Below are 25236 nucleotides of genomic sequence, written 5' to 3' on the forward strand. Positions count from 1 at the left end.
GGGTGGCGCTATTGTGCGCCGCCCCTGTAAAAATCTCAACGCTTCGGATTTTCGAGCTGGCAATTGTTCAGCACAATGCGGTCGCGTTTGTAGACCGTGGCGCTGTCGCCTTTCGACCAGAAGACGTAGATACCGTCGGAATAACGTGCGCCGGAGGCTGACATCCCCTGCTTCAGCGTCAGCAATTTATTGTCATAAACAAAACTGGCTTCCTGGCGTGGATTGTTCAGCTTTACGGTCAGCGGTTTTTCGTCACAGCGATACTCCAGCGTATCGGTCTGCATGCGCTCAAGGAGCTGGTTGTAGACGCTGCATCCTGACAGCAACAAAGGAGCGGCAATAAGAAGAAGTTTTTTCATGGGCGTATTCCGAAGACTTTCCTGGTCCTGGAGGGCATGGCTGCCCTCCTGTTTCGTTCCATTCTAACGACGACGCGACGCGCTGAATTTCAGTTAACTCTGATTATGACGAGGATTTGCCGGGAAAATCGCCCCGAGGACGCTCGCCTCACGCGCGCCGGTTACCGACGGCAAGTTGCCCGGCTGTCCCGCAATGGTGCGCCAGGCAAGCCAGGCGAAGGCCAGCGCCTCCATATCATCCCCGCTGATGCCGGCCTCATCGGTCGTGGTCACTTCGGTACCCGGCAGTAGCCCCGCAAGACGCGCCATCACCAGCGGGTTGCGGCTTCCTCCGCCGCACACCAGCAGGCGTTCACATCCGCCGCTGAGCAGAACCTGTTCGGAGATCGACACGGCCGTCAGCTCGGCAAGCGTCGCCTGGACATCCTGCGGCGCGAGCGCCGGGAATGGCGCCAGCTGACGCTCAAGCCAGCCCAGGTTGAAGTATTCACGCCCCGTGCTCTTAGGGGCTGGCAGGGCAAAATAAGGATCGCTTAGCATCGACTGCAATAGCGGAATAATCACTTTCCCCCCGCTCGCCCACTCCGCGTTTTTATCATACGGTTGTCCGCACTGCCGCCAGATCCAGGCATCCATTAACATATTGCCCGGGCCGGTATCGTAGCCGCGTACGGGCTGCCCCGGGATGAGCATCGACAGGTTGGCAATCCCACCAATGTTGAGCACCATACGCCGTTCTGAAGGGTGCGCCAGTAACGCCTGATGGAACGCGGGTACCAGCGGCGCGCCCTGCCCGCCAAGGGCGATATCGCGACGACGGAAATCGCCAACCACCGTCACGCCCGTCTTCGCCACAATCTGGTTGTTATCGCCGATTTGCAGGGTATGCGGGGCATCTCCGCCTGGCTCATGCCAGACCGTTTGTCCGTGACACCCGATGGCCACCACGTCCTGCGGGCGCAGATGTTCTTTTTGCATCAAAGCCTGCACCGCATCCGCAAACAGCGCCCCCAGGCGAACATCAAGCTGTCCAAGCTGGGAGAGGGTAAGCTGCTGCCCTTGACAGATACTCAGAATATCCTCTTTCAGCGAAATGGGGATTGGCCAGGTCAGGCTCGCCTGCTGTGCCACCATGTTTTCGTCAATGGCGGCCAGAACGACATCTACCCCATCCAGACTGGTGCCTGACATCACACCAATGTAGCGACCCGATTTCATGCGCTTTCCTTACGTTGCGTGGGCTAAGGATATCCACTCAACCATAAACGGCGCAGCTTTGCCATCCGGCGATAATATTTTTTAACAATGTCAGACGGGTAACGCGGGCGGATCCTGTTTATGTCTCGTTAAGTCAAATTCAAGTACAATTCTCTTATTGTTAGTGCAAAGATATGAACTATGGCCCCTTATGCCATATAATTTAGCCATAACGGATGCCCCCAATCGGGCGTTTTTGGTGAACAGGAGATTCAAATGATTTTACGTGTACTGGGCGTTTCGCTGATTGGTTTAACTCTGGCTGGCTGTGTGAATGACAGTTCACTTTCTGGCGACGTTTACAGCGCTTCTGAAGCGAAACAGGTTCAGAACGTGACTTACGGTACCGTTGTTAACGCACGTCCTGTACAGATCCAGGGTGGTGATGAAAGCAACGTAATGGGTGCAATCGGCGGTGCCGTTCTGGGTGGTTTCCTCGGTAATACCGTCGGTGGCGGTACAGGTCGCTCGCTGGCAACAGCCGCAGGCGCCGTTGCGGGTGGCGTAGCCGGCCAGGGCGTTCAGGGTGCGATGAACAAAACCCAGGGCGTAGAGCTGGAAATTCGTAAAGACGACGGCAGCACGATCATGGTTGTACAGAAACAAGGCAGCACTCGCTTCTCTGCAGGCCAGCGCGTTGTGCTGGCAAGCAACGGTAGTCAGGTGACCGTTTCTCCACGTTAATTAAAAATGGATGTGGCCATCGTGCCACATCCATTTACAATATATATCATTCCCACAAATATATTTACAAAATATATTCACCACGCCTATTATTTACCACGGCATATATTGTTTCTGCGCAAAGTATTTAGCGCGCTAATTGATTAAACTCTTCGCATCTCTTTATTCATTATAAATTTGTAAAAATCTATGCTTGCGAATTGTCTCTCCCAAAAGAGCCGTTATATCGCGTTCTGTCTCGGTTGCCTTTTTGTAATCGGGATATTACACGCGCTGTTTTTAAAACTCGTTGAATGGGTTCCGTCCTTTTCACCGCTTTTATTCCCTACGCTCACTATTTTTCTTCTGGTGTTTCACCTGTTTATTGCCTGTTTTATGGCAATGAAATACTGGTGTGACAAAAGACGGTTGTATCTGCTTGCAATCGCCTTTGCCTTTGCCGGGTCGGCATCGCTGATGGTCGGAACGCTGTCCAGCTTTCCCGCCTGGCTGGATCTCTATCAGTTCAATGTGGTGAACTACAACGATGCGATGATCTTCTATATGTTCCGCCATCTCCTAATCGCGGTGCTTTTTATCGTTTCGGCAATACTCTTTACCACGCGCAATTGTCCCCTTTCACGGCTGGCGCATATCGCTATTGTCAGCGCCGAGTTTCTCTTTACCGCCTTTGTCGTCGGGGTGGCCTGGATGTATTCCAGTCATTCTTCCTTTTTATCCATCGATCTTGTGGATAATGAAACTCGTGAGTTTATGGTTCTCTGGAGCCACTTTATTAATATTGCATTGATTGCACTCTGGGCGGTCACATTAGCCACGCTGATGTTTATTACGCGTATACGCAATTTATTCTGGGTGGGCGGTAATTTTCTGTGCGTCTGCTATATCGTCACGCTCTCAATGCTGGTAGCGGGTGGACATGTCGAAGGGATATCCTGGTACCGCGCGCGATTATTTGAAACTGTCGCCACGCTGCTGATCATTTTTGTTCTGCTCTACGATGTTTTCAGGCTGTATCGCGACTCGCACATAAAGTATGAGCAGTCCTATCAGAACTCAATTCGCGACCCGCTCACGCGCCTGTATAACCGCAGTTATTTTTATGAATCATTAAAGCAGGCGCTGGATATCGCCAAACCCAGCCGTCCGGTTTCCGTCATCGTCAGCGATCTCGATCGCTTCAAGCGTATCAACGACACGTACGGACATCTTCAGGGCGACAAGGTCCTGCAGTTTGTTGCTAATCTGCTGATGGATTCCGTGCGCCCCCAGGACATCGCGGCCCGTATCGGTGGTGAGGAGTTTGTTCTGATGCTGGCCAACACCTCATCAGACGCGGCGTACCAGGTGGCGGAACGCATTCGGTTAAATCTGAGCAGCTTCGATAACGCCAGCAGCGGCGGTCAACTACCTGAGCCAATCACCATCAGCATGGGGGTGTTTACGGCGACGTCAGCCGCAGTAGCCGCAGAAACGTGCGTGGAAAATGCCGACAAAGCGATGTATGAAGCGAAGGAGACCGGCCGTAACCGCGTGGTGGTCTTTAAATAAAAAAAGGCCTTGCTGCTGCAAGGCCTGGTTGTTTGTCAGTCGCGCGACTGCAGCTCATGGATGTTTTGCTCGAGGCGCCCAATGAGGCTGATGAGCATTTCCAGCTCCGCCGGTGAAACGCCTGACAGGATCTCACCGCGCGTCTTCGTAATCACGGCTTCCATTTCCGTGATGATAGGCGCCGCTTTCTCGGTGAGTTTAATCCGCTTGGCGCGACGATCGCTGGCGCAGGTTTGCCGCGAGATCAACCCCTTCTCTTCCAGCTGGTCAAGCGTGCGCACCAGCGACGGCTGCTCAATGCCTATCGCTTTTGCCAGTTGAATTTGCGACTGATCGGGCGGCAGCTGGTGAATGTTGTGCAGCGTGACCCAATGCGTCTGTGTGAGTTCCAGAGGTTTCAGGCGATGGTCAATCAGAGCACGCCAGACGCGTACCAACCTTGCCAGATCAGAACCTAATGGCGATTCCAATTTCATCTCCTTATAATTAGCTTGCTAAGTTATTATACTGATTTTAGAATAGTGTGCAGCATTTGTATTGCCAAAACAAATGCAATACTGCATTCATCCAACTTAAAAGTATGACTTACACTGAATTGTGATGCTTCATCATACTAAGACAAGCCGACGCGGCATTCTGTTCACTGCAAAGGATTTCTGCCCGTGACGTTTTTTCATCGCTCAGAGGGTTTACCCCTTCAGGACCTGATCTTCGGTGCGTCAGTCTATTTTCCTCCCCTGTTTAAGGCCGTTCTGGTCGGCTTTATGCTCTGGCTCATCGCGCATCGCCTGCTCCGCGACTGGATGTATTCCGGCGAAATCTGGCATCCCATGCTGATGGATCTTTCCCTGTTTGCCCTTTCCGTATGCCTGGGCCTTGCCGTTTTGACTGTGTGGTGAATATGTCCCTTAAAACGCTAAAGTACTTTTCCACCCTGCTTGTCCTTGCCCTTGCGCTGGTGGCGGGCTGGTGGATGTGGAATTTTTATATGCAATCGCCCTGGACGCGTGACGGCAAAGTTCGCGCTGAGCAGGTCAGCATTACCCCTCAGGTGTCGGGAAGTATTACGGCGCTGTTGGTTAAGGATAACCAGTTCGTCAAAAAGGGAGACATTTTATTCCGCATCGACGACACCCCGTACCACATTGCGATTCTGAACGCCCAGGCGCAGCTGGCTAAAGCCCAGTCGGATCTGGCAAAGGCTAACAACGAGGCCAACCGCCGCCGCCACCTGTCGCAAAACTACATCTCAGCGGAAGATTTAGACACCGCCAACATCACCGTAAAGGCCATGCAGGCGAGCGTCAACGTGGCCGAAGCCACGCTGAAGCAGGCCCAGTGGGAGTTGACCCAAACGGTGATTACCGCGCCGGTTGACGGGTGGGTAACCAACCTTTCCGCTCGCGTGGGGAATTATGCCACCACGGGACAACCCGTTTTTGCCCTCGTCGACAGCCACTCCTTCTACGTGGTGGGCTATTTTGAAGAGACCAAGCTTCGCCATATTCGCGAGGGATCGCCTGCCGCCATTACGCTTTACAGCGGCTCGCAGAAGTTACAAGGTCACGTATCCAGCATTGGCCGCGCCATTTACGATCAAAGCGTCGAAACGGATTCCGGTCTGGTGCCGGACATAAAGCCGAACGTCCCCTGGGTGCGTCTGGCCCAGCGCGTTCCGGTTCGCGTGGAGTTTGACCGTTTACCGCAGGACATTACCCTTGTGTCCGGCACCACCTGCACTGTCTCCATCGGCAACCGGTGATGAAGCTGCAGAGTCTCTCCTGGCAAAACACGCCGTGGATGAAAGCGACGCGTCCCCAGTGGCGCTACGCGCTGCGTAACGGCATTGCCATGTGTCTTGCGCTGACTGTGGCTTATTACCTGAACCTGGATGAACCCTACTGGGCGATGACGTCTGCGGCGGTGGTCAGTTTTCCGACGGTCGGCGGAGTGATCAGTAAAAGTCTTGGCCGCATCGCAGGCAGCCTGCTGGGCGCCACCGCGGCGCTAATTATCGCCGGCCATACGCTGAACGATCCGTGGCTGTTCCTGCTGAGCATGGCCGCATGGCTGGGGTGCTGTACCTGGGCCTGCGCCCATTTTACCAATAACGTCGCCTACGCATTCCAGCTGGCGGGCTATACCGCCGCCATCATCGCCTTTCCGGTGGTTAACGTGCTCGACACCACCGAGCTGTGGGATATTGCCCAGGCGCGCGTTTGTGAAGTGATTGTCGGGATCCTCAGCGGCGGCTTCATGATGATGATCCTCCCCAGCACATCCGACGGCACCGCGCTTATCACCGCGCTCAAAACCATGCATACCCGGTTACTGGAACACGCGAGTCTGCTGTGGCAACCGGATACCAGCGATGACATCCGCCTCGCGCATGAAAAGGTTATCGGACAGATCCTGACGATGAATCTGTTGCGCATTCAGGCGTTCTGGAGCCACTACCGCTTTCGCCGTCAGAACACCCTGCTTAACTATCTGCTGCACCAGCAGCTGCGCATGACCAGCGCCATCTCCAGCCTTCGCCGGATGCTGCTCAACTGGCCGACGCCGCCTGAAAACACCCGTGCCGTGATTGAAACGCTGCTCGCGGCCCTTGCGCGCCCGGATGCGGACATTTACACCGTAGCGCGGATTATCGCCCCGCTTGCTCCGGTTGATGAGTACGACTACCGCCATCGCGCCTTCTGGCAGCGCCTGAATTACTTTTGTCGGCTGTACCTGCGCAGCAGCCGCTGGATTACGGCCGTCGAAAACGCGACCCCATTGACGGAGTTTAACGTCCCCGGCAGCCCGGCACTCGCGCGCCATACCGACTATCTGGAAGCGCTGTGGAGCGGTTTTCGCACCTTCTGCGCGCTGATGCTGGTGGGGGCATGGAGCATTACCACGCAGTGGGAGTCCGGTACGGCAGCCCTGACGCTTGCCGCCATCAGCTGCGTGCTTTATTCCGTAGCGGCCTCGCCGTTCAACTCGCTTACGCTCCTGCTGCGCACGCTGGTGCTGCTGTCGCTGTTCAGCTTCGTGGTGAAGTTTGGCCTGATGGTGCAGATAAGCGATCTGTGGCAGTTCCTGCTGTTCCTGTTTCCCCTGTTAACCACCATGCAGCTTCTGAAGCTGCAAATGCCTAAGCTGGCGGGCCTCTGGGGACAGCTGATTGTCTTTATGGGCTCGTTTATCTCCGTGACGAATCCACCGGTTTATGATTACGCCGATTTTCTCAATGATAACCTGGCAAAGATCCTCGGCGTGGGGCTGGCGTGGCTGGCTTTCGCGGTGTTACGTCCCGGCTCCGATGCACGCAAGAGCCGCAGGCATATCCGGGAGTTACGCAGAGGGTTTGTCGACCAGCTCAGCCGTAAACCGCATCTGGGTGAAAACGAGTATGAATCGCTGGTCTATCATCACGTCAGTCAGCTGAATAACAGCCAGGACGCGCTGTCCCGGCGCTGGCTGCTGCGCTGGGGCGTGGTGCTGTTGAACTGCTCGCACGTGGTCTGGCAGCTTCGCGCGTGGGAAACGCGTTCCGATCCGCTGTCGCAGGTTCGGGATGTTTGCATCTCCCTGCTGCGCAATGTGATGAGCGAGCGCGGTGTCCAGCAGCGGCCGCTGGAAACCACGCTGAATGAGCTGCAGCGGATCTGCGATACGCTTGCACAGCATCATCTGCCCGCAGCCCGTGATTTGGCCTCGATAATCTGGCGCCTGCACTGCTCGCTCTCGCAGCTGGAACAGGCACCGCCACCGGGAACGATTGGGGATCAGATCACGCCGCACGCATAGCGTGCCCCGCCGCCGCCGAGCGGTTTAGGGCTATCGGACATATTGTCGCCGCCGACGTGGATCATCAGCGCTTTGCCTTTCACCTCATCCAGCTTTTTCAGTCGCGGCGCGACGACAGGATCGGTGGCTTTACCGTCGTTATTCACCACCAGCACTGGCAGATCGCCTAAATGCCCCATTCCATCCGGGCCTTCATGTTTGCCGGAATGCTGCGGATCTAGGTGGCCTCCTGCCGCTTCCGCAGCAGACGGTTTACCTTCTTTTAAAGCTGGCTGACAGCTGCCTTTGGCATGAACATGGAAACCATGTTCACCGGGAGGGAGAGCTTTGAGGTTGGGGGCAAACTCCAGTCCTTTATCGGTTTCAGTGATTTTCACCGTTCCGATGGACTGACCCACACCCTGTGGGGTGACGAGATTCATTTCCACTTCGTCACTGGCTGCCTGCGCCCCTGCGCAAACAACCAGCGTGACCAGTGCAAGAGCAAAACGCTTCATATGACCTCCGCGGGTTATTTTTTGCCCCTTAAGTGTATACCAGGGGCAAAGATTTCACCGGAAAGTCACCTTCAGGCGGTTTATGGTACGTCGTAACCCAGCGCGGCCTTACGGATGCGGAACCACTGCTGACGGGTCATCTCCAGCTCTTCAGCGGCCAGCGCAGAACGCACGCGTTCTATTTTGCCGGAGCCGATAATAGGCAGAGGTTTTGACGGCAGGCGCAGGATCCATGCGTAAACAACCTGTTCGATGCTCTCCGCGTTCAGTTCGCGGGCGATGGTTTCAAGCTCGTTGCGCAGCGGCTGGAATTCATCATCATTAAACAAGCGTCCGCCCCCCAGGCAGGACCACGCCATCGGGCGAATGCGCAGCTGCTGCAGCTGATCGAGCGTGCCATCCAGCAGCAGCGGCTGGTGTACCGGGGAGATCTCAACCTGGTTGGTGGCCAGAGTAAACGGCAGACGAGACTGAAGCAGCGCAAACTGTGCCGGGGTAAAGTTAGAGACGCCGAAGTGACGCACTTTCCCACTCTGATGCAGGTTCAGGAAGGCTTCCGCCACCTCATCGGCATCCATCAGCGGGTCGGGGCGGTGGATTAACAGCAGGTCGATACGATCGGTCGCCAGATTGACCAGCGACTGCTCGGCGCTCTTGATGATATGCGCGCTGTCGGTGATGTAATGACCGATGGCGTGTTCAGGTTTTGCCGTGGTGGCAATCCCACACTTCGTGACGATCTCCATGCGATCGCGCAGCGCAGGAACCAGCTTAAGCGCCTCGCCGAACGCGGCCTCGCACTGGTATCCACCGTAAATATCCGCATGATCGACCGTGGTGATACCTAAATCAAGGTGCTCTTCAATAAAGCTCGCCAGCTGGAGGGGGGACATATTCCAGTCCATCAGGCGCCAGTAGCCCATGACAAAACGGGAGAATTCTGGCCCCTGGGGGGCAAGGGTAATTCGCTGAACCATAACATTTTCCTCAAGGACGTAATGCCATGAGTATACGCAATTACCGTGTTAAAAAAGTGAAGGTTGCTGGGGTTCTTCGGTTTCACCCGCTTTGTTTGCGCGTATTTTGCGCAGAAGACGCTGTCGGCAGAGGCGTAACACCTCCTGCTTTTGCGTGTCGCTAAAGTTTTGCCAGTTAAAACGCTCATCGCGGGTACGCATGCACCCGCGGCAATATCCGCGTTCATCGACCTGACAAATACCCCGGCACGGGCTCTGGATGGGGAAAAACTCCAGCTGCTCTGCCACACTCACCTCCCGAAAGCTCCTCTCACCTACAGTGAAGACGTTAATCGCATCACGTGCAAGGCCTATATCACAGATTTGTGGCATTAAGGTTTCACTAATCTTCCCTCTCTATACTCGGCCCATCATGACAATAACGGGTTTACCGATCGATGTGGTTAATCAAAAAGTTACAATGTAACGACATTAAATTTACTCTGGGCTGTGCACTCTTTTTTACTCTGCTGAACGGACTGTTTATCCAGCGCAGCTGGGCCATTATCGGCCCAGTCCATCTGCACGACTTCCTCTTTGCCGCCTCCGTACCGCTGGTGCTGTTTTGCGGCTGGGTGATTGTCTTTAGCCTGCTTAACATCCCGTATCTCCGCAAGCCGCTGCTGATTGTACTGACGATCGGATGCGCCGCGGCAACCTACTTTATGTACACCTACGGCGCGGTGATCGATCAGAACATGATTGTGAACGTGTTCGAAACCAACTCTCAGGAAGCGACCGCCCTGGTGACCCCGCAGATGATTCTGTGGATTGTTATAGCCGGCATCGTTCCCTCCGTGGTGCTGGCGTTGACCCGGATTCGTACCGGAAAATGGTGGTACGCGCTGCTGACGCGCGTTGCCGCGATGCTCGGCGCTCTGCTGGTGATTATCCTGATTGCCGCGCTGTTTTATAAAGATTACGCGTCGCTGTTCCGCAATAACAAAAGCATCGTCAAAATGGTCACCCCGGCGAACTACGTCAGCGCCGTGGTGAAGTACAGTAAAATGCGCTGGTTTGCCGGCGATCAAACGCTGGTGCGTATTGGTGAAGATGCCCATAAAGGGTCACTGATTACCGGTCAACAAAAGAAAACCGTTCTGGTGCTTGTCGTCGGCGAAGCCTCTCGCGCGGCAAACTACTCCCTGAACGGTTACGAACGCGAAACCAACCCGGAGCTGAAAAGGCAGGATGTGATTAACTTCCCGCAGGCCTCCTCGTGTGGTACCGAAACCGCGGTTTCCGTTCCCTGCATGTTCTCCGGCATGACGCGCAGCAAATACGATGCCGACCTGGCTCACCATCGCGAGGGACTGCTCGACGTGCTTAAGCATGCGGGTATCAACCTGCTGTGGCGCGACAACGACGGCGGCTGTAAAGGCGCCTGCGATCGCGTGCCGCATACCGATATGACGCAGTGGCAGCTGGATCAGTTCTGCAAAGACAAATCCTGTATTGACGATGTGAACTTCTACCGTCTGGACAACGTGCTGGATGGCGTGAAGCAAGATACGGTGCTGGTTATCCACCTGATGGGGAGCCACGGTCCGGCATACTATCGCCGTTACCCGGACAACTTCCGTAAATTCACCCCAACCTGCGACACCAATGAAATTCAGGATTGCGATCATCAGGCGCTGATCAATACCTATGACAACACCATCCTCTATACCGACAGCATGGTCAGCAAAACCATTGATGCACTGAAGGCGCGCCAGTCGAGCATGAACACCGCGCTGATTTATCTCTCAGATCACGGTGAATCGCTGGGCGAAAGCGGTATTTATCTGCACGGTACGCCTTATATGCTGGCGCCGGAGCAGCAAACGCATATTCCGTTTATGTTCTGGCTGTCACCGGATTACGCGAAAAACTTTGGCATCAACGAACAGTGTTTGCGTGACCATGCAGCAAAAAATGCGGTTTCCCAGGACAATTTATTCTCAACCGTATTGGGTATGATGGACGTGAAATCAACGGTTTATCAACCGCAGCTGGATATACTGAGCTCATGTCGCCAGTAAACTCGCTTGCATTAGACCGAACGGTCTATTAGAGTGCGGCCATGAGCAGAAATACTGAACACGATACCCGCGAACATTTACTGGCAACCGGCGAGCGACTTTGCATGCATCGCGGGTTTACCGGTATGGGGTTGAGCGAGCTGTTAAAAACCGCTGAGGTACCGAAGGGGTCGTTTTATCACTACTTCCGGTCCAAAGAGGCTTTTGGCGTAGCGATGCTGGAACGTCATTATGCTGGCTACCACCAGCGTCTGGCGACCCACTTTGCGTCGGGTGAAGGTAACTACCGGGATCGTGTTCTGAACTACTATCAGGAAACGCTGAACCAGTTCTGTCAGCAGGGCATTATTAGCGGATGCCTGACCGTTAAACTGTCTGCAGAAGTGTGCGATCTTTCTGAAGATATGCGCACGGCGATGGATAAAGGTGCCCGCGGCGTTATCGCCCTGCTGGCCCAGGCGCTGGAGAAAGGCCGCGATGAAAAAACGCTGGCCTTTTCCGGCGAGCCGTTAACCCAGGCGCAGGTGTTATATGCGCTCTGGCTAGGCGCTAACCTGCAGGCAAAAATTTCGCGCAGTGCCGTGCCGCTGGAAAGCGCGCTGGCACATGTGAATAACAGCATTACTGCGCCTGGCATTTAGCAGGCGTTTTTATTTACCCAACTACTAGTCGACTGGTCTACTCAGGAGTCTTTATGTCAGCTGAAAAATTATTTACCCCCTTAAAAGTGGGTGCCGTCACTGCGCCAAACCGCGTGTTTATGGCTCCGCTTACCCGTCTGCGCAGTATTGAGCCGGGCGACATCCCAACTCCACTGATGGGTGAATACTATCGTCAGCGCGCAAGCTCTGGCCTGATCATCACCGAAGCCACGCAGATTTCCGCTCAGGCTAAAGGTTATGCGGGTGCGCCGGGTCTTCACAGCCCGGAACAGATCGCCGCATGGCAGAAAATCACCGCGGGCGTTCACGCTGAAGAGGGCCGCATTGCGGTCCAGCTGTGGCATACCGGTCGTATCTCCCATAGCAGCATTCAGCCTGGCGGCCAGGCTCCGGTCTCCGCTTCGGCCCTGAGCGCAAATACCCGTACCTCCCTGCGTGATGAAAACGGCAATGCGATCCGCGTGGATACCTCTATGCCGCGCGCGCTTGAGCTGGATGAAATTCCGGGTATCGTGAACGACTTCCGCCAGGCCGTGGCCAACGCCCGTGAAGCCGGTTTTGACCTGATTGAGCTGCACTCCGCGCATGGCTACCTGCTGCACCAGTTCCTGTCACCGTCGTCTAACCACCGCACCGACCAGTACGGCGGCAGCGTCGAAAACCGCGCTCGACTGGTGCTGGAAGTGGTTGATGCCGTATGCCAGGAGTGGAGCCCGGATCGTATCGGGATCCGCGTCTCTCCAATCGGTTCTTTCCAGAACGTCGACAACGGTCCGAACGAAGAAGCCGATGCCCTGTACCTGATCGAAGAACTGGCTAAACGCGGCATCGCCTATCTGCACATGTCCGAGCCGGACTGGGCTGGCGGTAAGCCTTACACGGACGCTTTCCGTCAGAAAGTGCGCGAGCGTTTCCACGGGGTGATCATCGGTGCGGGGGCTTATACCCCGGAGAAAGCCGAAGATCTGATCGGCAAAGGGCTGATCGATGCCGTCGCGTTTGGCCGCGACTATATCGCCAACCCGGATCTGGTTGCCCGTCTGCAGAAAAAAGCGGCCCTGAACCCGCAGCGCCCGGAAAGCTTCTACGGCGGCGGCGCGGAAGGCTACACCGACTACCCTTCTCTGTAATCTCGCCGTTGTTCATTGATAGCGGCGATACTTCGCCGCTATACTAAAACATCGTTTCTGTTCAAAAAGACAGTCTATTCCATTGGTTAATGAGGAAATTATGCGCCTACTTCACACCATGCTGCGCGTTGGCGATCTGCAACGTTCCATTGATTTCTACACTAACGTACTGGGCATGAAGCTGCTGCGCACCAGCGAAAACCCGGAATACAAATACTCGCTGGCGTTCGTGGGTTACGGCCCGGAAACGGATGAAGCGGTGATCGAGCTGACCTACAACTGGGGCGTAGACAGCTATGAGCTGGGCACCGCCTACGGCCACATCGCGCTGGAAGTGGACAACGCGGCCGAAGCGTGTGAGCGCATTCGCAGCAACGGCGGTAACGTTACGCGCGAAGCGGGCCCGGTAAAAGGTGGCACCACCGTGATTGCGTTCGTGGAAGACCCGGACGGTTACAAAATCGAGCTGATTGAAGCCAAAGACGCGGGTCGCGGTCTGGGCAACTGATCCCTCAGGGCGCAACATGCGCCCGTAGTTTTACTGCATCACCCTGCAAAATTTGCCATAATGCGCTCTGCTTTTTCCCCTTGTAAGAGACCCTGATGTCCGATAACGCTCAATTTAGCGGTCTGTGCGACCGTTTTCGTGGTTTTTATCCCGTTGTCATTGATGTAGAAACAGCCGGATTTAACGCTAAAACCGATGCGCTGCTCGAAATTGCCGCCATCACGCTGAAGATGGATGAACAGGGCTGGCTTACACCGGACACCACGCTGCATTTCCACGTTGAACCTTTCGAAGGGGCAAACTTACAGCCGGAAGCGCTGGCGTTTAACGGTATCGATCCGCATAACCCGCTGCGTGGTGCAGTCAGTGAATATGATGCGCTGCACGCCATTTTCAAAATGGTGCGTAAAGGCATGAAAGAGAGTAACTGCAGCCGCGCCATTATGGTGGCCCATAACGCCACCTTCGATCACAGCTTTACCATGGCCGCCGCCGAGCGCGCCGCGCTTAAACGCAACCCCTTCCATCCTTTTGTGACCTTCGACACCGCCGCGCTGAGCGGCCTGGCCCTGGGACAAACGGTGTTATCAAAAGCCTGCATCACGGCGGGTATACCTTTTGACGGTACGCAGGCGCATTCCGCTTTATACGACACGGAGCGCACCGCAGAGCTGTTCTGTGAGATCGTCAACCGCTGGAAGCGTCTGGGCGGCTGGCCGCTGCCGATGGGCGACAGCGAAGAATAAAAAAAAGCGACCTTATCAGGTCGCTTTTTTATTTGCGCAGAAAATTACTCTGCATCCGGCTCTTCGGTTTTGTACTTCGCCGCCGTCTCTTTGATCAGCTGCTGCAGTTCGCCGCGCTGATACATTTCAATCAGGATATCGCAGCCGCCAACCAGCTCACCGTCAACCCACAGCTGTGGGAAAGTCGGCCAGTTAGCGTACTTAGGCAGCTCAGCGCGGATGTCCGGATTCTGCAGGATATCAACGTAAGCAAAACGCTCACCACAGGCTGACAGCGCCTGAACCGCTTGTGCGGAGAAGCCGCAGCTTGGCAGCTTCGGAGAACCTTTCATATACAGCAGAATCGGGTTTTCAGCGATCTGGCGCTGGATTTTTTCAATAGTGGTGCTCATGTCTTGCTTCCTTTAACTTCTGTTACGGCATTCGTCTGACATTGTAGCGGTTCAGACTGGCATCGGAAAATAACATTTTTGTCACGTTTATACATTCTACCCCGAGTCACGAAAAGTTGCATTGCAAATGGTGTTTACCCCTGCGGCGGTCAGGGTTTTGCTTAGGGAGTGGGTAAATGTGCGACAGAACGATGAATTTTTTTGCACTTGCTAACGAAACACGATTGTAGATTGAAAAATGCTATTAACTTTCTGGGTTTTTATAGATTAGAATCGACGGGCTTTGTAAATCACACGCGGGTATTATTGATGACCTGCATTTATCAGGGGACTGCCCAGTGGCGCGGATAAATAAAATCTCGATCACGCTCTGTGCTTTACTGTTTACTTCACTCACTTTCACGCCAGTGGCAAACGCCTCTCAGCAGGCGCGGCATTCTGCTGTACAAAAAAACCATCTGGTGAAAGCCACAGAACGTAAGAAAAAAACCACCGCTAAGAACGACAAGAAAAAAACACCGGCTCAGACGAAACAGACCGCTTCCAGCAAGACGAAAACAAAACCTTCCCGCACTGCCCACTCCGCTAAAAGTAAAGCTTCGCAAACCGCTGCTAACCTCGTTACTGAAAAATGCATCACGCGTAAAGGCCACAAGGCGAAATGCACGAAGGTCACGAAAATAGCTGAAGTGCATAAAGTGCGTGTACAGAAAGCGCAAAAAACCGCGATGAACAAACTGATGGGCCAGATTGGCAAACCTTATCACTGGGGTGGCAGTTCGCCGCGTACCGGGTTTGACTGCAGCGGCCTCGTCTATTACGCCTATAAAGATCTTGTCAAATTCCGCATTCCTCGTACCGCCAATGAGATGTACCACCTGCGGGATGCCTCACCGGTTGACCGCGGTGAGCTGGAAAACGGCGATCTGGTGTTCTTCCGAACTCAGGGTCGCGGCACGGCTGACCACGTTGGCGTGTATGTCGGCAACGGGAAGTTCATCCAGTCTCCACGTAGCGGCCAGGATATTCAGATCACCTCTCTCAGTGAAGACTACTGGGTACGCCACTACGTCGGCGCGCGTCGCGTGATGACGCCGAAAACCATTCGCTAACCCCTGCCCTGCCACATCCGTGGCAGGGTAAGTTCCTCTTTTGCATACCCTTTCAATTTGCTATCCTGTCCATGTTGTCTGTGTGGTTATTGGCAACACAAAATACAATAAGGAGAGAAGCAATGTCGTTCGAATTACCTGCACTACCGTATGCAAAAGACGCCCTGGCACCGCACATTTCTGCGGAAACCCTGGAATATCATTACGGCAAGCATCACCAGACGTACGTCACCAACCTGAACAATCTGATCAAGGGCACCGATTTTGAAGGCAAAACGCTGGAAGAGATCGTCCGCAGCTCAGAGGGTGGCGTCTTTAACAACGCGGCTCAGGTGTGGAACCACACCTTCTACTGGCACTGCCTGGCGCCGAATGCCGGCGGTGAACCTGCCGGTGAACTGGCTACCGCTATCAACGCCGCATTTGGCAGCTTCGCGGATTTCAAAGCGAAATTTACCGATGCAGCCATCAAGAACTTCGGTTCTGGCTGGACGTGGCTGGTTAAAGAGGCGGATGGCAAACTGGCTATCGTGTCCACTTCAAACGCGGGTACCCCGCTGACTACCAGCGCTAAGCCGCTGATGACAGTGGACGTATGGGAACACGCTTACTACATTGACTACCGCAACGCGCGTCCGAACTACCTGGAGCACTTCTGGGCACTGGTTAACTGGGACTTTGTCGCGAAGAACTTCGCCGCGTAAGAGACACGCAGAAGGGTTCGCCCTTCTGCGTTTTTGGTTTATTCCGCAGCGCAGGCTGCTTCAGGCTGTTTACGACCCGACATCATCACCAGCAGCAGGCCGAGCGCGGCAATAATCGCCCCCATCACCGGCACAAAGCTGTATCCCAGACCACCTGAAATCACGGCCCCACCGGCCGCGGCGCCCAGGGCATTACCCAGGTTAAACGCACCGATATTCACGGAAGATGAAAGTCCCGGCGCCTCGTGCGCGACACGCATCACGCGCATCTGCAGCGGCGGCACCACGGCGAAAGTGGCGGCTCCCCAGACGACCATCGCAATCGCGGCCCCAAACTCATTGCGCGCCAGCCACGGAATGGCAACCATGATGACAATCAGCAGGGTTAAGAAGCCCTTAAGCGTCCCGCTCACGGAACGGTCGGCAAATTTCCCGCCGAGATAGTTACCGATCGAGAAGCCCACGCCAATCAGCACCAGCATCGCGGTCACAAAGAGAGGCGTTGCGTGGGTGATATCGTGCAGCACCGGTGAAATATAGGTGTAGAGGGTAAACATCGCCCCTGCCCCCAGCACGGTGGTGAGCAGCGCGGAGAGCACCTGCGGGCGCATCAGCACAGCCAGCTCTTTACGCACTTCCGGACGTTCTCCGGCGCTGCCTTTCGGCAGGGAGAAGAACAGCGCCACCATCGCAATCACGCCCAGTCCGGCCGTCGCCAGGAAGGACATTCGCCAGCCAATAACCTCGCCCAGCCAGGTTGCCGCAGGCACCCCGCCGATGTTGGCAATCGTTAGCCCCATAAACATGGTCGCCACGGCGCTCGCCTGCTTGTGTTTTGGCACCACGCTGGCTGCCACGACCGATCCCAGCCCGAAGAACGCGCCGTGATTAAGGCTGGTCAGAATACGCGATAGCATCAGGGTGGTGTAGTCCGGCGAAATGGCCGAAAGCACGTTGCCCAGGGTGAAAATCGCCATCAGGAAAATCAGCGCATTGCGGCGCGCGCGGTGCGAAAGCAGAAGCGTCATCAGCGGCGCCCCGACCATCACGCCGATAGCGTAGGCGCTAATTAACATCCCTGCCGCAGGGATAGAGACATCTACGCCCCGGGCAATAACAGGCAGTAACCCCATCGGGGAGAATTCAGTGGTGCCAATCCCAAAAGCGCCAATCGCCAGGGCCAGCAGGGGAAAATTGATTTTCATGCGTCAACTCCGGATGCCGTGTCATTTGGTGACACAGAACAAAGAAGCGGAAAGCATGACATCAATCACAAAAAATGAGAAGTTAACAAAATGGCAAAAGATTTTTGCCAGAGAAGTAACAATCCGGGGAGTCGGGAGGGAGAAGGCTCTCCCTCCGCGTAAATCAGTGCAGCGCAGCCGTCAGACCGGCCGCAACAATCAAAGCCAGCACAACAACGGTGGTGAACAGCGAAAACTTAAGATCGGAACTCATCAATTTTTCTCCTTTTAATCCCCACACGAAAAGTGAGCTTGCTCATTTTTGCACAGATTACGTCAAAAATCTTCCTGGATTTATACTGATAACCACTTTACCTCTTCCCCTTTTCATCAAGATAGGACAAAATTCCACGCTAAATTTATTAGCGTACCGGCCATTGACCCCCTCCTGACGTCCCGTGTCGTTTTCCCGGCGTGCCGCAATTCAAGATTGCGAGATAAGGGTGAGAGAAGGCAAACGTTTACCTTCAAGTTTTTCAGGAGCTTAGGATATGGTCTGGAGTGACATTTAATGGCAACAATTAAAGACGTAGCAAAACGCGCAAACGTTTCCACTACAACCGTATCACATGTAATTAACAAAACCCGCTTTGTGGCGGAAGAGACGCGCAACGCCGTCTGGGCAGCGATCAAAGAGCTGCACTATTCGCCAAGTGCGGTTGCGCGCAGCCTCAAGGTTAATCACACCAAGTCCATTGGATTGCTGGCGACCAGCAGTGAAGCGGCCTATTTTGCCGAGATCATTGAAGCGGTCGAAAAGAACTGCTTCCAGAAAGGCTATACCCTGATTCTGGGCAACGCGTGGAACAGCATTGAAAAACAGCGTGCCTACCTGTCGATGATGGCGCAAAAGCGCGTTGATGGCCTGCTGGTAATGTGCTCCGAGTATCCGGAGTCAGTGCTGTCGATGCTGGAAGAGTATCGCCATATTCCGATGGTGGTGATGGACTGGGGCGAAGCGCGCGCAGACTTCACCGATTCCGTTATCGATAACGCTTTTGAAGGCGGCTATATGGCCGGTCGTTATTTGATCGAACGCGGTCACCGCGAGATTGGCGTGATCCCCGGTCCGCTGGAGCGCAACACCGGCGCGGGCCGTCTGGCCGGTTTTATGAAAGCGATGGAAGAAGCGTTGATCAACGTGCCGGAAAACTGGATTGTGCAGGGCGACTTTGAGCCGGAATCGGGCTACCGCGCGATGCAGCAGATCGTCTCCCAGCCGCACCGTCCGACCGCCGTGTTCTGCGGAGGCGACATCATGGCCATGGGCGCGCTCTGCGCTGCCGACGAGCTGGGCCTGCGCGTACCGCAGGATATTTCCGTGATCGGGTATGACAACGTGCGTAACGCGCGCTTCTTCACCCCGGCGCTGACCACCATTCACCAGCCAAAAGACTCGCTGGGCGAAACGGCCTTTAACATGCTGATGGACAGAATCGTCAACAAGCGTGAAGAGTCGCAGTCCATTGAAGTTCACCCGCGTCTTATCGAACGCCGTTCCGTTGCGGATGGTCCGTTCCGCGACTACCGTCGTTAATCGCTTTACGGGGGCCAGCTACGCTGGCTCCCGTAACCATTCCCGGTTCAGCGTTTCGCTGTCTCCCAGATAATCCAGCAGCCAGGCCATCGCAGGCGAGACATCATTTTGCTGCCATGTCAGGCAGCAGGCCGCATCCGGGAACGGATTCTCCAGCGTCAGCTCAACCCACTCTCCGGTATCGATGCGCGGACGCGCGAAATGAACGGGCACCATCGCGACGCACAGCCCGGCGCTGAGGCACGTCGCCGACGATTCCCAGTCAGGGGCCACCACCCGCCGCTGGTTGTCGAGAAGCCAGGTGATACGCTTGGGCAATGAACGGGACGTATCTTCCAGCACCAGCGACGGCCAGTTGCGCAGCGTGTCATCGCTCAGCGGCCCTTCCATCGCCGCCAGCGGATGGTCGCTTGCCACCACGCATTTCCAGCTCAGCATTCCCATATCGCGAAAGGCGTAACGTCCCCCGACCGGGATCGCCTGCGTGGCCCCAATCGCCATCTCTGCCCTGCCGTCCGCCAGCGCATCCCAGACGCCGTTAAACACCTCCTGCGAGACCCGCAGCTCGACGTCAGAAAAATGACGATAGAAATCGACGATCATCTGCCGGGTGCGCTCGGGTTTAACGATGTTGTCCACCGCGATGGAAAGATGTCCCCGCCAGCCGTTAGCGATCTGCTGACACTGTTCGCGGGTGATCTGCATTTTTTTGATAACAGAACGCCCTTCCTTCAAAAACCACGCGCCTGCGGGCGTTAATTCCACATCGCGATGCCGCCGTTCAAACAGCGGAACCGCCAGCCACTCCTCAAGCTGACGCACCGTGTAGCTGATTGCCGAAGGGACGCGGTGCAACTCCTGCGCCGCACCGCTGAAGCTGCCGTTACGCGCAACAGCATCGACCACTTCAAGAGAATAATCTGACCACATTTTCTGCCTGCAAAATTTTTGAACGCACCCGCCAAATATTAGCGTTTCACAAGCGCCTTTGCACTCCCTACACTCAGCGCCAATGTATACCTGCCTCCTCAGGAGAATAAAATAATGCAACCCAGGAACGGTTTTTTAGTCTGGCTCGGCGGCTTAAGCGTGCTGGGCTTTTTGGCCACCGATATGTACCTGCCGGCGTTTGCCGCCATGCAGGAAGATTTACAAACGCCTGCCGCCGCCATCAGCGCCAGCCTGAGTTTATTCCTCGCCGGCTTTGCCTTCGCTCAGCTGCTCTGGGGACCGCTCTCGGATCGCTTTGGTCGTAAACCGGTACTGTTGCTGGGCCTGGCCATTTTTGCGGTGGGCTGCCTGGGAATGTTATGGGTACGCGATGCCACCTGGCTGCTGGTGCTGCGGTTTATTCAGGCCGTGGGCGTCTGTGCCGCGGCCGTGACCTGGCAGGCGCTGGTCACCGACTATTACCCGGCTAACCGCACAAACCGTATTTTCGCCACCATTATGCCGCTGGTGGGTCTCTCACCTGCCCTCGCTCCCCTGCTGGGCAGCTGGATCCTCGCTCATTTCGACTGGCAGGCCATTTTCGCCACGCTGTTTGCCATTACTCTGGTACTGATGCTGCCGGCGTTCGCCCTCAAGCCCGCGCATAAAAAAGAAGCGCATACTGACGCGAAGCCGATTACCTTTACATCCCTGCTCAGCGCCAAAGCGTATCGCGGGAATGTCCTGATCTATGCCGCCTGCTCGGCAAGCTTCTTCGCGTGGCTCACCGGCTCGCCGTTCATTCTGCACGATATGGGTTACAGCCCGGCAGCCATCGGCCTGAGCTACGTTCCGCAGACCATCGCGTTCCTGGTAGGCGGGTACGGCTGTCGCGCGGCGCTGCAGAAGTGGGAAGGTCAGCAGATGCTGCCGTGGCTGCTGGTGCTGTATGCGCTGAGCGTTATCGGGACCTGGGCCGTTGGCTTTATTCCCGGTGCCGGTCTGGCTGAAATTTTGATCCCATTCTGCGTGATGGCCGTCGCGAACGGGGCGATTTACCCTATCGTTGTAGCCCAGGCGCTGCGTCCCTTCCCGCAGGCGACAGGCCGCGCCGCCGCGCTGCAGAACACCCTGCAGCTGGGGCTGTGCTTCCTGGCAAGCCTGGTGGTCTCGGCGCTGATTGCCACGCCGCTCCTGACCACCACCAGCGTGATGCTGGTGACCGTTGCGCTGGCGGTGTTGGGCTATCGCATGCAGGCATCCGCGCAGCGTGAGCAGGAAAAGAGTGCTCAGGTTGAAACGTCACATGCCTGATTGCGCCAGAAATCATGTTAATTTTCAGTGATTAGGTTGCTAAGAATTTTCTATTGAATCACCAAATTTTGAGGCCTATACTAAATTTGGTTCGATTAAATACGATAAATATTAAGTGTTAACGGGAGCCGGAGTGCTCCCGTTTTACCATGGAAGGCATTTCGGCAAGGGTTATCTCCCTTCCTCTGTTCTACGTCGGATATTAGCCTCGCGGTATTTACCGTGAGATTTCTCACAAACCAAAAAAAGCGTCTACGCTGTTTTAAGGTTCTGATCACAGTAGGGTGATGGAGAAGCTATGAGTTCATCGTGTATAGAAGAAGTCAGCGTTCCGGACGACAACTGGTCCCGGATCGTCAGTGAACTGTTAGGTCGAGCAGGCATCACTATCAATGGATCATCGCCATCCGATCCTCAGGTTAAACATCCCGACTTTTTTAAACGCGTGCTGCGAGAGGGATCGTTAGGCCTGGGAGAAAGCTATATGGACGGCTGGTGGGAGTGCGAACGTCTGGATACCTTTTTCGCCAGCGTGCTGCGTGCCGGTCTTGAAAATCAACTCCCTCGCAATCTGAAAGACACTTTGCGCGTCGCCTCTGCCCGACTGTTCAATCTGCAAAGTAAAAAGCGCGCGTGGATCGTTGGCAAAGAACACTACGATCTTGGCAACGACCTGTTCAGCCGTATGCTGGACCCTTTCATGCAATACTCCTGCGCCTACTGGAAAGACGCGTCGACGCTTGAAGAGGCCCAGCAGGCCAAGCTGCGTCTGATCAGCGAAAAGCTGCAGCTACAGCCCGGCATGCGCGTGCTGGATATCGGCTGCGGCTGGGGCGGGCTGGCGCATTTTATGGCGAAACACTATGGCGTCAGCGTGGTCGGCGTGACGATCTCAGCGGAACAGCAAAAAATGGCGCGGGAGCGCTGTGAGGGTCTTGACGTGGATATCCGGCTGCAGGATTACCGTGACCTGAACGAGCAGTTTGACCGGATCGTCTCCGTCGGCATGTTCGAGCACGTGGGGCCGAAAAACTACGCTACCTATTTTGAGGTGGTGGATCGGAATCTGAAACCGGACGGCATCTTCCTGCTGCACACCATCGGCTCTAAGCGAACCGACAATAACGTCGACCCGTGGATCAACAAATACATCTTTCCGAATGGCTGTTTGCCTTCCGTCCGCCAGATTGCCAACGCCAGTGAACCCCATTTCGTGATGGAAGACTGGCATAACTTTGGCGCGGATTACGACACCACGTTGATGGCATGGCATGCGCGTTTTCAGGAGACCTGGCCTGAGATTGCGGACAACTATTCTGAACGATTCAGGCGGATGTTTAGCTATTATCTGAATGCCTGCGCGGGGGCGTTTCGCGCACGGGATATTCAGCTCTGGCAGGTGGTATTCAGCCGTGGGATTGAACACGGACTACGTGTCGCACGCTAAAAAAATAACCCCGGATGCCCGGGGTTATTTTTTATTCTTCTTCTGCGGCGGTCTTTATTATTGCCGCTTCTTTTGCTGCCAGCACGCGCTCAACCGTATCCACCACCGCCTGGGTTTGCGGATCGATTTCAATATTCACGCGGTGCCCCAGTTTTTTGGCACCCAGCGTGGTGCGCTGCAGCGTTTCAGGAATTAAATGCACGCAAAAACGCGTTGGCGTTACTTCACCCACCGTCAGGCTAATCCCATCGATGCCAATAAATCCTTTATAGAGGATGTATTTCATTAATGAAGGATCCTGCATTTTAAACCAGATTTGACGGTTATTTTCCGAGGTCACGATTTTTGCCACTTCAGCGGTGGTCATGATGTGCCCGGACATCAGGTGGCCGCCAATCTCATCGCTAAACTTCGCCGCCCGCTCAACGTTGACAGTATCTCCTACCGCCAGCTCGCCCAGGTTGGTGATGCGCAGCGTCTCTTTCATTAAATCAAAGCTAATCTGGTTGCCGTTAATTTCGGTAACGGTCAGGCAGCAGCCGTTGTGAGCAATCGACGCGCCGGTTTCAATACCCTCAAGCATATATTCCGGCAGCTCAACAACATGAGTACGGAAATTAGGTTTTTCATCAATGGACACCACTTTGGCGGTGCCCTGCACAATACCAGTAAACATGCTTACAACTCCTGTTTTTTCCGGACGGTGGTGACACCGTTTAATCCCACCACAATAACAGTTGGAAAAAGAGGTTGCCAGCGGAGCGCATTTTCTGGCGATTTTTTCACTAGATAAATAGCTAAAGCCCGCTACAATAGCTGGCACCCCCCTGCATTTTCTTCTTGCTGCCCGTTTCGGCGGCTTTTTTAGTCTCTCAAATAACTACAAAATAAAGGTGTTCACGTGCAGAAGTACATGAATGAAGCGCGCCAGCTATTGGCACTGGCTATACCAGTGATCGTCGCGCAAGTGGCCCAGACCGCAATGGGATTTGTGGATACGGTAATGGCAGGTGGCTACAGCGCCACCGATATGGCGGCCGTGGCTATCGGCACGTCAATCTGGCTTCCGGCCATCCTGTTCGGCCACGGTCTGCTGCTCGCGCTCACGCCGGTTATCGCTCAGCTCAATGGCTCGGGTCGTCGCGAGCGCATTGCTCATCAGGTTCGTCAGGGTTTCTGGCTGGCAGGGTTTGTTTCCCTGCTGATCATGGTCGTGCTCTGGAACGCGGGCCACATCATTCGCGCTATGCATAACATTGACCCGGCACTGGCTGATAAAGCCGTGGGCTATCTGCGCGCCCTGCTCTGGGGTGCGCCCGGCTACCTCTTTTTCCAGGTGGCGCGTAACCAGTGTGAGGGCCTGGCGAAAACCAAGCCCGGGATGGTGATGGGCTTTATCGGCCTGCTGGTCAACATTCCGGTGAACTATGTCTTTATTTACGGTCATTTCGGGATGCCGGAGCTCGGCGGCGTCGGGTGCGGCGTGGCGACGGCAGCCGTTTACTGGGTGATGTTCTTCTCCATGATCGCCTTTGTAAAACGCGCCCGCTCCATGCGCGACATTCGTAACGAGAAAAGATTTAGCACGCCGGACTGGAACATCATGACGCGTCTGGTGCAGTTAGGGTTACCGATCGCCCTCGCCCTGTTCTTTGAGGTGACCCTGTTTGCCGTGGTTGCCCTGCTGGTCTCCCCGCTGGGCATTGTGAACGTGGCCGGGCACCAGATTGCGCTGAACTTCAGCTCCCTGATGTTCGTCCTGCCAATGTCGCTGGCCGCGGCAGTGACGATTCGCGTGGGCTTCCGCCTGGGACAAGGTTCGACGCTCGATGCGCAAACCGCCGCGCGGACCGGACTGGGCGTCGGCGTCTGCATGGCTGTCTGTACGGCGCTCTTTACCGTTGCATTACGCGAGCAGATTGCCCTGCTCTATAACGACAACCCGGAAGTGGTCACGCTGGCATCGCACCTGATGCTGCTGGCCGCGATTTACCAGATCTCTGACTCCATCCAGGTGATTGGCAGCGGCGTGCTGCGTGGATATAAAGACACGCGCTCCATCTTCTTTATCACCTTCATCGCCTACTGGGTGCTGGGTCTGCCGTGTGGCTATATTCTGGCCCTGACGGACTTAGTGGTTGAGCGCATGGGGCCGGCAGGGTTCTGGATGGGCTTTATCATCGGCCTGACGTCGGCGGCGATTATGATGATGATGCGAATGCGCTTCCTGCAGCGCCAGCCATCAACGGTCATTTTGCAGCGCGCGGCACGTTAACGACGCGGTAGCCGCCACCCGGCGGCTACTTTCTCTTCACTTTGCGCGGTAA

General features: G+C 55.2%; 27 protein-coding genes. 16 read left to right on the forward strand and 11 right to left on the reverse strand.

The genetic code is table 11. The annotated features are described in order from the left end of the window. Positions 1-35 precede the first annotated feature (35 nt). Both mliC and anmK read right to left on the reverse strand, forming a co-directional pair. On the reverse strand, positions 36-359 hold the full coding sequence (mliC, locus tag ADJ24_RS22765) for a C-type lysozyme inhibitor (protein WP_023311369.1): 324 nt from the start codon (positions 357-359) through the stop codon (positions 36-38). Between the two features lie 93 nt (positions 360-452). Then, entirely contained in the window at positions 453-1577 is a 1125-nt protein-coding gene (gene anmK / locus ADJ24_RS22770) for an anhydro-N-acetylmuramic acid kinase (protein WP_023311368.1), read from the reverse strand. 255 nt (positions 1578-1832) lie between these two features. Between anmK and slyB the strand changes: the two genes are divergently transcribed. Together slyB and ADJ24_RS22780 are read left to right on the forward strand one after the other, a co-directional pair. Then, positions 1833-2300, forward strand: a complete 468-nt coding sequence (slyB, locus tag ADJ24_RS22775) for an outer membrane lipoprotein SlyB (protein ID WP_023311367.1) — start codon at positions 1833-1835, stop codon at positions 2298-2300. 189 nt (positions 2301-2489) lie between these two features. Further along, on the forward strand, positions 2490-3851 hold the full coding sequence (locus ADJ24_RS22780) for a sensor domain-containing diguanylate cyclase (protein ID WP_023311366.1): 1362 nt from the start codon (positions 2490-2492) through the stop codon (positions 3849-3851). Positions 3852-3886: 35 nt separating this feature from the next. Here ADJ24_RS22780 and slyA read toward each other — a convergent pair whose 3' ends face one another. Next, positions 3887-4327, reverse strand: a complete 441-nt coding sequence (slyA, locus tag ADJ24_RS22785; RefSeq protein WP_024909359.1) for a transcriptional regulator SlyA — start codon at positions 4325-4327, stop codon at positions 3887-3889. A 186-nt stretch (positions 4328-4513) separates the two neighbouring features. Between slyA and ADJ24_RS22790 the strand changes: the two genes are divergently transcribed. Genes ADJ24_RS22790 through ADJ24_RS22800 form a run of 3 tightly spaced genes read left to right on the forward strand, consistent with a single transcriptional unit; the run spans position 4514 to position 7646 of the window. Further along, entirely contained in the window at positions 4514-4750 is a 237-nt protein-coding gene (locus ADJ24_RS22790) for a DUF1656 domain-containing protein (RefSeq protein ID WP_023311364.1), read from the forward strand. Between the two features lie 2 nt (positions 4751-4752). Continuing rightward, the gene (locus tag ADJ24_RS22795; RefSeq protein WP_023311363.1) at positions 4753-5613 is read left to right on the forward strand and encodes an HlyD family secretion protein; all 861 of its coding nucleotides are present in this window, start codon (positions 4753-4755) and stop codon (positions 5611-5613) included. Further along, complete coding sequence (locus ADJ24_RS22800; RefSeq protein WP_023311362.1) at positions 5613-7646, forward strand: FUSC family protein; 2034 nt, start codon at positions 5613-5615, stop codon at positions 7644-7646. Before ADJ24_RS22795 ends, ADJ24_RS22800 begins: the two co-directional genes overlap by 1 nt. Here ADJ24_RS22800 and sodC read toward each other — a convergent pair. The 3 genes from sodC to ADJ24_RS22815 form a co-directional block, all read right to left on the reverse strand. Further along, entirely contained in the window at positions 7625-8143 is a 519-nt protein-coding gene (sodC, locus tag ADJ24_RS22805) for a superoxide dismutase [Cu-Zn] SodC (protein WP_023311361.1), read from the reverse strand. The genes ADJ24_RS22800 and sodC overlap by 22 nt on opposite strands. 80 nt (positions 8144-8223) lie before the next feature. Further along, positions 8224-9120 (reverse strand): aldo/keto reductase, encoded by an 897-nt coding sequence (locus ADJ24_RS22810; protein ID WP_023311360.1) that lies wholly within the window; start codon positions 9118-9120, stop codon positions 8224-8226. Between the two features lie 48 nt (positions 9121-9168). Then, a complete protein-coding gene (locus ADJ24_RS22815; protein ID WP_008500587.1) occupies positions 9169-9408 on the reverse strand; it encodes a DUF1289 domain-containing protein in 240 nt (79 codons plus the stop codon). A 149-nt stretch (positions 9409-9557) separates the two neighbouring features. On the opposite strand from ADJ24_RS22815, the gene eptA reads away from it, so the two are divergent. The 5 genes from eptA (at position 9558) to rnt (ending at position 14229) form a co-directional block, all read left to right on the forward strand. Continuing rightward, positions 9558-11183 carry a phosphoethanolamine transferase EptA gene (gene eptA, locus ADJ24_RS22820; protein ID WP_023311358.1) on the forward strand — a complete coding sequence of 542 codons (1626 nt, stop codon included), beginning with the start codon at positions 9558-9560 and terminating at the stop codon, positions 11181-11183. Between the two features lie 41 nt (positions 11184-11224). Then, positions 11225-11824, forward strand: a complete 600-nt coding sequence (locus ADJ24_RS22825) for a TetR/AcrR family transcriptional regulator (RefSeq protein WP_023311357.1) — start codon at positions 11225-11227, stop codon at positions 11822-11824. A 53-nt stretch (positions 11825-11877) separates the two neighbouring features. Next, entirely contained in the window at positions 11878-12975 is a 1098-nt protein-coding gene (locus ADJ24_RS22830) for an alkene reductase (RefSeq protein WP_023311356.1), read from the forward strand. A 100-nt stretch (positions 12976-13075) separates the two neighbouring features. After that, complete coding sequence (gene gloA / locus ADJ24_RS22835; RefSeq protein ID WP_013096923.1) at positions 13076-13483, forward strand: lactoylglutathione lyase; 408 nt, start codon at positions 13076-13078, stop codon at positions 13481-13483. Positions 13484-13578: 95 nt separating this feature from the next. Continuing rightward, complete coding sequence (rnt, locus tag ADJ24_RS22840; protein ID WP_023311355.1) at positions 13579-14229, forward strand: ribonuclease T; 651 nt, start codon at positions 13579-13581, stop codon at positions 14227-14229. Positions 14230-14273: 44 nt separating this feature from the next. On the opposite strand, the gene grxD is transcribed toward rnt, so the two are convergent. Continuing rightward, positions 14274-14621, reverse strand: a complete 348-nt coding sequence (gene grxD / locus ADJ24_RS22845; protein WP_003832760.1) for a monothiol glutaredoxin 4 — start codon at positions 14619-14621, stop codon at positions 14274-14276. Between the two features lie 338 nt (positions 14622-14959). Between grxD and ADJ24_RS22850 the strand changes: the two genes are divergently transcribed. Together ADJ24_RS22850 and sodB are read left to right on the forward strand one after the other, a co-directional pair. Then, positions 14960-15733, forward strand: coding sequence for a C40 family peptidase (locus ADJ24_RS22850; protein ID WP_023311354.1), 774 nt, complete (start codon positions 14960-14962; stop codon positions 15731-15733). A gap of 122 nt (positions 15734-15855) precedes the next feature. Beyond that, complete coding sequence (sodB, locus tag ADJ24_RS22855) at positions 15856-16437, forward strand: superoxide dismutase [Fe] (RefSeq protein WP_023311353.1); 582 nt, start codon at positions 15856-15858, stop codon at positions 16435-16437. 38 nt (positions 16438-16475) lie between these two features. Here sodB and ADJ24_RS22860 read toward each other — a convergent pair whose 3' ends face one another. Together ADJ24_RS22860 and ADJ24_RS25220 are read right to left on the reverse strand one after the other, a co-directional pair. Further along, positions 16476-17642: an MFS transporter gene (locus ADJ24_RS22860; RefSeq protein WP_023311352.1), complete on the reverse strand. Its 1167-nt coding sequence runs from the start codon at positions 17640-17642 to the stop codon at positions 16476-16478. 163 nt (positions 17643-17805) lie between these two features. Then, positions 17806-17895, reverse strand: a complete 90-nt coding sequence (locus ADJ24_RS25220; protein WP_008500596.1) for a YnhF family membrane protein — start codon at positions 17893-17895, stop codon at positions 17806-17808. A gap of 297 nt (positions 17896-18192) precedes the next feature. On the opposite strand from ADJ24_RS25220, the gene purR reads away from it, so the two are divergent. Then, positions 18193-19218: an HTH-type transcriptional repressor PurR gene (gene purR, locus ADJ24_RS22865; RefSeq protein WP_023335431.1), complete on the forward strand. Its 1026-nt coding sequence runs from the start codon at positions 18193-18195 to the stop codon at positions 19216-19218. A gap of 18 nt (positions 19219-19236) precedes the next feature. Here the strand turns inward: purR and punR are convergent, their stop codons facing one another. Further along, the gene (gene punR, locus ADJ24_RS22870) at positions 19237-20148 is read right to left on the reverse strand and encodes a DNA-binding transcriptional activator PunR (protein ID WP_023311350.1); all 912 of its coding nucleotides are present in this window, start codon (positions 20146-20148) and stop codon (positions 19237-19239) included. 114 nt (positions 20149-20262) lie between these two features. On the opposite strand from punR, the gene punC reads away from it, so the two are divergent. Both punC and cfa read left to right on the forward strand, forming a co-directional pair. Beyond that, positions 20263-21462 (forward strand): purine nucleoside transporter PunC, encoded by a 1200-nt coding sequence (punC, locus tag ADJ24_RS22875; protein ID WP_023311349.1) that lies wholly within the window; start codon positions 20263-20265, stop codon positions 21460-21462. 298 nt (positions 21463-21760) lie between these two features. After that, positions 21761-22909 carry a cyclopropane fatty acyl phospholipid synthase gene (cfa, locus tag ADJ24_RS22880; RefSeq protein WP_023311348.1) on the forward strand — a complete coding sequence of 383 codons (1149 nt, stop codon included), beginning with the start codon at positions 21761-21763 and terminating at the stop codon, positions 22907-22909. A gap of 31 nt (positions 22910-22940) precedes the next feature. Here cfa and ADJ24_RS22885 read toward each other — a convergent pair whose 3' ends face one another. Further along, the gene (locus ADJ24_RS22885) at positions 22941-23585 is read right to left on the reverse strand and encodes a riboflavin synthase (RefSeq protein ID WP_023311347.1); all 645 of its coding nucleotides are present in this window, start codon (positions 23583-23585) and stop codon (positions 22941-22943) included. A 225-nt stretch (positions 23586-23810) separates the two neighbouring features. Between ADJ24_RS22885 and mdtK the strand changes: the two genes are divergently transcribed. Continuing rightward, positions 23811-25184: an MdtK family multidrug efflux MATE transporter gene (gene mdtK, locus ADJ24_RS22890; RefSeq protein WP_023311346.1), complete on the forward strand. Its 1374-nt coding sequence runs from the start codon at positions 23811-23813 to the stop codon at positions 25182-25184. The last annotated feature ends 52 nt before the right edge of the window (positions 25185-25236 follow it).

This window comes from Enterobacter sp. 940_PEND, assembly GCF_001059415.1.
In the GTDB taxonomy this organism is placed as follows: Bacteria; Pseudomonadota; Gammaproteobacteria; order Enterobacterales; family Enterobacteriaceae; genus Enterobacter; species Enterobacter cloacae_M.

Coding starts and splice junctions, on each gene's coding strand:
- ADJ24_RS25220 (WP_008500596.1), bottom strand. CDS start 17,895: ATGAGTTCCGATCTTAAGTTTTCGCTGTTCACCACCGTTGTTGTGCTG.
- mliC (WP_023311369.1), bottom strand. CDS start 359: ATGAAAAAACTTCTTCTTATTGCCGCTCCTTTGTTGCTGTCAGGATGC.
- rnt (WP_023311355.1), top strand. CDS start 13,579: ATGTCCGATAACGCTCAATTTAGCGGTCTGTGCGACCGTTTTCGTGGT.
- sodC (WP_023311361.1), bottom strand. CDS start 8,143: ATGAAGCGTTTTGCTCTTGCACTGGTCACGCTGGTTGTTTGCGCAGGG.
- grxD (WP_003832760.1), bottom strand. CDS start 14,621: ATGAGCACCACTATTGAAAAAATCCAGCGCCAGATCGCTGAAAACCCG.
- ADJ24_RS22800 (WP_023311362.1), top strand. CDS start 5,613: ATGAAGCTGCAGAGTCTCTCCTGGCAAAACACGCCGTGGATGAAAGCG.
- ADJ24_RS22830 (WP_023311356.1), top strand. CDS start 11,878: ATGTCAGCTGAAAAATTATTTACCCCCTTAAAAGTGGGTGCCGTCACT.
- ADJ24_RS22780 (WP_023311366.1), top strand. CDS start 2,490: ATGCTTGCGAATTGTCTCTCCCAAAAGAGCCGTTATATCGCGTTCTGT.
- anmK (WP_023311368.1), bottom strand. CDS start 1,577: ATGAAATCGGGTCGCTACATTGGTGTGATGTCAGGCACCAGTCTGGAT.
- ADJ24_RS22810 (WP_023311360.1), bottom strand. CDS start 9,120: ATGGTTCAGCGAATTACCCTTGCCCCCCAGGGGCCAGAATTCTCCCGT.
- ADJ24_RS22885 (WP_023311347.1), bottom strand. CDS start 23,585: ATGTTTACTGGTATTGTGCAGGGCACCGCCAAAGTGGTGTCCATTGAT.
- slyA (WP_024909359.1), bottom strand. CDS start 4,327: ATGAAATTGGAATCGCCATTAGGTTCTGATCTGGCAAGGTTGGTACGC.
- ADJ24_RS22860 (WP_023311352.1), bottom strand. CDS start 17,642: ATGAAAATCAATTTTCCCCTGCTGGCCCTGGCGATTGGCGCTTTTGGG.
- cfa (WP_023311348.1), top strand. CDS start 21,761: ATGAGTTCATCGTGTATAGAAGAAGTCAGCGTTCCGGACGACAACTGG.
- eptA (WP_023311358.1), top strand. CDS start 9,558: ATGTGGTTAATCAAAAAGTTACAATGTAACGACATTAAATTTACTCTG.
- punR (WP_023311350.1), bottom strand. CDS start 20,148: ATGTGGTCAGATTATTCTCTTGAAGTGGTCGATGCTGTTGCGCGTAAC.
- ADJ24_RS22825 (WP_023311357.1), top strand. CDS start 11,225: ATGAGCAGAAATACTGAACACGATACCCGCGAACATTTACTGGCAACC.
- gloA (WP_013096923.1), top strand. CDS start 13,076: ATGCGCCTACTTCACACCATGCTGCGCGTTGGCGATCTGCAACGTTCC.
- punC (WP_023311349.1), top strand. CDS start 20,263: ATGCAACCCAGGAACGGTTTTTTAGTCTGGCTCGGCGGCTTAAGCGTG.
- sodB (WP_023311353.1), top strand. CDS start 15,856: ATGTCGTTCGAATTACCTGCACTACCGTATGCAAAAGACGCCCTGGCA.
- slyB (WP_023311367.1), top strand. CDS start 1,833: ATGATTTTACGTGTACTGGGCGTTTCGCTGATTGGTTTAACTCTGGCT.
- ADJ24_RS22795 (WP_023311363.1), top strand. CDS start 4,753: ATGTCCCTTAAAACGCTAAAGTACTTTTCCACCCTGCTTGTCCTTGCC.
- purR (WP_023335431.1), top strand. CDS start 18,193: ATGGCAACAATTAAAGACGTAGCAAAACGCGCAAACGTTTCCACTACA.